Raw genomic sequence first — 5,573 nt, forward strand, 5'->3', positions numbered from 1 at the left:
GCCCCCACCCCCTCAGATCCGCCGCCGAGCCTTCCGCGCCCTGCGCACCAACGCCGCCGTACCCAACAACGCCACAGTCGCCCCCGCGGCCCCAGCCGCAGTCGCGTCCTTCCGACCGAGCCGCCGCCCAGCCACCGTATGCCGCCCGGCAACCTCCTCGAGCAGCTCCGCGAGCACCTCCTCGTTGCTCCACCGAGGCCGCCACCCGGCATCATGCAGCCGGCTCCCGCTCACCACCCACGGGTACATCGTGTACGCCAGATCCCCGGCCGGGGACGGCGTGAGCCCGATCCGGTGCAGCCGTGCCGCCGCGCCCAGCGCGACAGCGGACGGCAGCTCCATGCGCCGGATGCCGCTGAGCTCCTCGACCTCCTCCTGCTCTAGCCACCCGTCGCACCCGACGGCCAGCTCCCCGTCGACCTTCTCCAGCACCGCGTACTCCAGCGCACTGCACAGATCCTCGACGTGACAGAACTGCCAGGCGGGCCGCGACCCGGCCACGACAAGCAGCCGAGGCGACTCGAAGTACCTGGTCAGAGCGGTGTCCGTACCCCCGACCAGCACCGCGGGCCGCACCACGGTCACATTGAGCCCGGGATGCGCCCGTGGCGCGCGCCGGGCGAGCCGCTCGATCTCCAGCAGGTCCCCGACCCCGGTCGCCTCGGCGGTCGCCCGCAGCTCGGCATCCTCCGACAGCGGCAGCTCGTTGTCGGGGAGCGCCCCGTAGACCATCGCGGACGTGCACAGCACGACCCGGTGCACCCCGGCCGCGGCGGCAGCCGTCAGCACGGTCTGCGTCCCGCGCACGTTGTACGCCGTCCGGGCCGCGCCGTCGGTCTCCAGGTCCAGATCGAGGGCCAGATGGACCACGACATCGGCGCCCCGCAGCTTCTCCGCGATGGCCGGATCCCGTACGTCGAGGATGTGCCACTGTGCCGCCGCGCACTCGCCTCTGCGCTCGTCGATGGCGACGACCTGCTTGATCTCCTCGGATGCGGCGAGCCGCTCGGTGAGCAGCGCCCCGATCCCGGTCGCGGCACCGGTGACCGCGACGACCGGACCGCGTACGGCCGGATTGGTTGAGGGGTTTCGCGCTGCGCGAACCTGCGGATCTGGGGAACTCACCGGCGTCTCCAGCGGTTGTCTTCAGTAAGGACGCGCGTGACGCGTACGTACCAGGTGACATCCATCCTGCCGCAGGCCAGACGTCGGCGGAGCACCGAGCCCCCAACCGGTCATGGTGTCTAGGCTGGGTGGTGTTGTCGGGCAGCCGCCGTCGAAAGAGCCGACGGCCTTACCAGCCGAGGAATCCCGTGAGTGACACCCCATTCGGTTTCGGCCTTCCGCCGGAGGAGCCGGAGAACGGCGACGAAGGCAAGCAGAAGGACCAGCAGGGCGGTGGTGGTCAGGGACCGTTCGGTTTCGGACTGCCCGGGTTCGGCGGTCCCGGAGGCGACAATCCGCTCGCAGCCATGTTCGGTTCCATGAACCCCAACGACCTGGGCGCCGCGTTCCAGCAGCTCGGTCAGATGCTCTCGTACGAGGGCGGTCCGGTGAACTGGGACATGGCCAAGCAGATCGCCCGCCAGACGGTCGCCCAGGGGACGTCCGACGGCGTCAAGGACTCCAGCATCGGTCCCGCCGAGCGCACGGCGGTCGAGGAGGCCGTCCGGCTGGCGGACCTCTGGCTGGACGACGCGACGTCGCTGCCGTCCGGCGCGGGCTCGGCCGTGGCGTGGAGCCGCGCGGAGTGGGTCGAGGCGACCCTGCCCGCCTGGAAGGAGCTGGTGGACCCGGTCGCCGAGCGCGTCGGCGCGGCCATGGGCGATGTCCTGCCCGAGGAGATGCAGGCCATGGCGGGCCCGCTGATCGGCATGATGCGCTCCATGGGCGGCGCCATGTTCGGCACGCAGATCGGGCAGGCGGTCGGGGTTCTCGCGGGCGAGGTCGTCGGCTCGACGGACATCGGTCTGCCGCTGGGCCCGGCGGGCCGGGCCGCGCTGCTGCCGGCGAACATCGAGGCGTTCGGCAAGGACCTGGGGGTGCCGCAGGAAGAGGTACGGCTGTATCTGGCCCTGCGTGAGGCCGCCCACCAGCGTCTGTTCGCCCATGTGCCGTGGCTGCGCTCGCACCTGTTCGGCGCGGTCGACGGCTACGCGCGCGGGATCAAGGTCGACACGGCCAAGCTGGAGGACGTGGTCGGCCAGTTCGACCCGCAGAACCCGGAGCAGTTGCAGGACGCGCTCCAGCAGGGCATGTTCCAGCCGGAGGACACCCTGGAGCAGAAGGTCGCCCTGGCCCGTCTGGAGACGGCCCTGGCCCTCGTGGAGGGCTGGGTGGACGCGGTGGTCCACGCGGCGGCGAAGCCCCGTCTGACGTCCGCGGACGCGCTGCGCGAGACACTGCGCCGCCGTCGTGCCTCGGGCGGCCCGGCCGAGCAGACGTTCGCCACCCTGATCGGCCTTGAGCTGCGCCCGCGCCGGCTGCGGGACGCCTCGCGTCTGTGGGCGTCGCTGACGGACGCGCGCGGTGTCGACGGCCGGGACGGCCTGTGGGCCCACCCGGACATGCTGCCGACGGCCTCCGACCTCGACGACCCGGACGGCTTCGTGCACCGCGAGCAGCTCGACTTCTCCGAGCTGGACAAGATGCTCGGCGAGGCGGCGGGCGGCTCCGCCGAGAAGCCGAACCTGAAGAAGGACGACAGCGAGGGCGACGACTCCGAGTGAGCCTGTACGACGACGCGGTCCTCGTGCTGAAGGGCTACGAGGACCAGGAAGAACTGCGCCAGGCCTACCTGGACCATCTCGGGGCTCACCCGGACGGCATGTGGAAGGCCTGCGGGGACGGGCACATCACCGCGAGCGCACTGGTGATCGACCCTGAACACGGCCGAGTACTGCTCACGCTCCACAAGAAGCTGCGGATGTGGCTCCAGATGGGCGGGCACTGCGAGCCGGAAGACCCTTCCGTGGCGGCGGCGGCACTGCGCGAGGCCACGGAGGAGTCCGGCGTCACAGGGCTGAGCCTGCTCCCGGGCGGCCCGGTGCGCCTCGACCGGCATCCGATCCCGGCGCCCTGCAACTGGCACTTCGACATCCAGTACGCGGTGGTGGCGCCCGCCGGGGCGACCCAGGCGATCAGCGACGAGTCCCTCGACCTGCGCTGGTTCGCGTACGACGAGGTCGCGGACGTGGCGGACGACTCGGTCGTACGACTGCTCGAAGCGACCCGCGCCAGACTGTGAACCGGTAAGGGGCGACCGCCCTTGGTGGTCGCCCCTTACAGGTTCCCGACCGGTGCGGCTAGCTCCAGACGTTGCCCTGGTTCTGCGACCGGACACCCTGCTGGCCCATCCCGTACTGCGCGGCGAGACCGGACCCGATCTGGGCGTTCTGCGGCGGCAGCAGTTCGCTGGGCTGGACCAGCGCGTAACCGCTGCCCATGAAGCTGAGCTCCCAGCCCTCACCGGTGTTGCCGCGCCGCCGCCACACGCCGGAGGTGTGCGTCTGGGCCTGCATCTGCACACGCAGGCCGGTCGACCAGGCGACGATCGCGTCGGCGTCGCAGTTGACGTACTTGTCCGGCGTCACCTGCATCATCAGCGGCGCGCCCGAGGTCATCAGGGCGACCTTGCCGCGCCCGGTGATGTTGAGCTGGTACTTCCCGGAACCGGAGATGCCGTACAGGCTGTCCACGGCGATGACCTCGTGGTGCAGTCCGGAGTCCATCGCCAGCACATAGCTGCTGTCGACCGTCAGCCCGTCCTGTTCCACGTCCACCACATGGATGTGCTGGGCGAGGTTGGCGAGATAGACCGTGCCCTGTCCGTGGCAGCGCATCAGGTCCAGGCCCTCGCCCGTGGCCGCGCGGGAGCGGCCCTGGTTGCTGCTCTGGTACTCGGCGTCGAACTCCATCAGGCCCTGGTAGGCGACCATCGTGCCCTTGCGGGCGAGGATGTCGTCGTGGCCCCCCAGGGTGACCCGGAGCATCTGCTTGTTCTGCAGACTCCAGCGTTCCTGGGTCTGCGAGTCGTTGTGCGCGAAAAGTGGGCTCTGCATGACGTTCTGGCTCCCCCTCAGCCCCGGAACCGGAGACGGTCGGTGCTGTCCTCGCTGGGCTGGACGACGACGATGCCCGTGCCGGAGAAGGCCATCTGGTAGGCCTCGCCGCTGCCCCGGCCGATGAGCGACTGCGCCTTGAAGCTGCGCTTGCCCTTCACCTTGAGGTTCGGGGACCAGGCGACGAGCGCGTCCGGGTCGACGTACGTCTCGTCGTCGCCGCCACCGCAGTCGACGACGATCGGCGTGCCCCGGGAGGTCAGGGCGACCCAGCCCTGCCCGGAGATCCTGGTGTTCCACAGTCCCTGCCCGGCGAACTTCGCCAGCCCCTTGACCCGCTCGACACCCCAGGTGAGGTGTGCGTCGAAGGCGAGCAGGTTGGTGGCGTTGACGGAGATGCCGTCGCCGTTGAGGTTGATCACGACCACGTTCGCGCCGTAGTCGGCGAGATAGAGCAGGCCGTCGCCCGAGCACTTCATCAGAGGTGCGCCCTCGCCGGTCATCCAGTCCCTGGCGATCTGGCGTACGGCGGGCGGGTTGGGCTCGTACTGGACGAAGCCTTCGTAGGCGACCATCGACCCCACGCGCGCGAGGAGGTCGTTTCCGGTCTGCATGGCGACCTTCAGCATGTGGTTGCCGTGGTTCTCCATGCGGGCGGTGACGGGTGCGGGAGCGTAGCCCGCGAGTGGCTGGTTCATGACGGGCTCCCTCAGACCTCGTACGGCTGGACGACGATGAAGTTGCCGGGTGCGCCTCTGAACTGGAGGTTGACGCTCTCCCCGGTGTCACCGGGGTAGGCGTTGCGGCGCATCCGTACCTGGCTGGAGACGACCACCTGGGAGGCGGCCGACCAGGCGACCACGGCGTTGCAGTCGGCGAACGTGGTGGGTGTGACGGGCAGGACGACGGGTGTGCCGTGGGTCTTCACAACGATGGTGCCGGTGCCCGTGAACTGCATGGTGAACAGAGCGCCGCCGGGGATGCCGTGTCCCTCGACGCGACGTACCTCGTACTGGAGGCTCTCGTCGAACGCGAGGACGTTCTCGGCGGACACGCAGATGCCGTCGCCCTGGAGTTCGATGGGGTGCAGCATCGTGGAGTTGTCGGCGAGGAACACCTGGCCCTGGCCGGTGCAGCGCATCAGCTGCATCTCCTGGCCGGTCGCGCTGCCCACGAGGCGGCCGGCGAATCCGGCGCCCTTGTAGCTGAAGTCGACCTTGCCCTGGTAGAGCACCATGCTGCCCTGCCGGGCCAGCACGGGCTGACCGCCCATGCCGAGGTCGACACGGATCAGCTTCTTGTTCTGCTGCGTCCAGCGCTGCCCGGTCGGCGTCTCCTTGAACTTCTGGAGCGCGGCCGTGACACCGGCGCCCTGTCCGGCACCCTGCGGTACGCCCTGGGGCACGCCGTAGGCGGCCTGCTGGCCGGGGACCTGCCCGTACGGGGGCTGCTGACCGTAGCCCGGAGGCGGGGTCGGCTGGCCGGGCGGGGCCCGGTCGCTTATACACCTCT

6 protein-coding genes are annotated in these 5,573 nt (G+C 70.2%); 2 read left to right on the forward strand and 4 right to left on the reverse strand.

Annotated elements, in window-relative coordinates:
• Positions 1–12: 12 nt before the first annotated feature.
• Complete coding sequence (locus tag AOK08_RS30925) at positions 13–1,125, reverse strand: SDR family oxidoreductase (protein WP_055532221.1); 1,113 nt, start codon at positions 1,123–1,125, stop codon at positions 13–15.
• 188 nt (positions 1,126–1,313) lie between these two features.
• Between AOK08_RS30925 and AOK08_RS30930 the strand changes: the two genes are divergently transcribed.
• Together AOK08_RS30930 and AOK08_RS30935 are read left to right on the forward strand one after the other, a co-directional pair.
• Complete coding sequence (locus AOK08_RS30930; protein WP_055532223.1) at positions 1,314–2,729, forward strand: zinc-dependent metalloprotease; 1,416 nt, start codon at positions 1,314–1,316, stop codon at positions 2,727–2,729.
• Entirely contained in the window at positions 2,726–3,247 is a 522-nt protein-coding gene (locus AOK08_RS30935; protein ID WP_055532225.1) for an NUDIX hydrolase, read from the forward strand. The genes AOK08_RS30930 and AOK08_RS30935 overlap by 4 nt, the downstream gene beginning before the upstream one ends.
• Before the next feature lie 58 nt (positions 3,248–3,305).
• On the opposite strand, the gene AOK08_RS30940 is transcribed toward AOK08_RS30935, so the two are convergent.
• The 3 genes from AOK08_RS30940 to AOK08_RS30950 all read right to left on the reverse strand — a co-directional run.
• A complete protein-coding gene (locus AOK08_RS30940; protein ID WP_055532226.1) occupies positions 3,306–4,061 on the reverse strand; it encodes an AIM24 family protein in 756 nt (251 codons plus the stop codon).
• Between the two features lie 17 nt (positions 4,062–4,078).
• Positions 4,079–4,759, reverse strand: a complete 681-nt coding sequence (locus AOK08_RS30945) for an AIM24 family protein (RefSeq protein ID WP_055532228.1) — start codon at positions 4,757–4,759, stop codon at positions 4,079–4,081.
• A gap of 11 nt (positions 4,760–4,770) precedes the next feature.
• Positions 4,771–5,573, reverse strand: an 803-nt coding sequence (locus AOK08_RS30950) for an AIM24 family protein (RefSeq protein WP_198539446.1), incomplete at its 5' end; no start/stop codon positions are given.

The organism is Streptomyces graminilatus, assembly GCF_001418565.1.
In the GTDB taxonomy this organism is placed as follows: Bacteria; Actinomycetota; Actinomycetes; order Streptomycetales; family Streptomycetaceae; genus Streptomyces; species Streptomyces graminilatus.

Excerpts from the sequence above, each read along its gene's own strand:
- AOK08_RS30940 (WP_055532226.1), bottom strand. The coding sequence starts at position 4,061 with ATGCAGAGCCCACTTTTCGCGCACAACGACTCGCAGACCCAGGAACGC.
- AOK08_RS30945 (WP_055532228.1), bottom strand. The coding sequence starts at position 4,759 with ATGAACCAGCCACTCGCGGGCTACGCTCCCGCACCCGTCACCGCCCGC.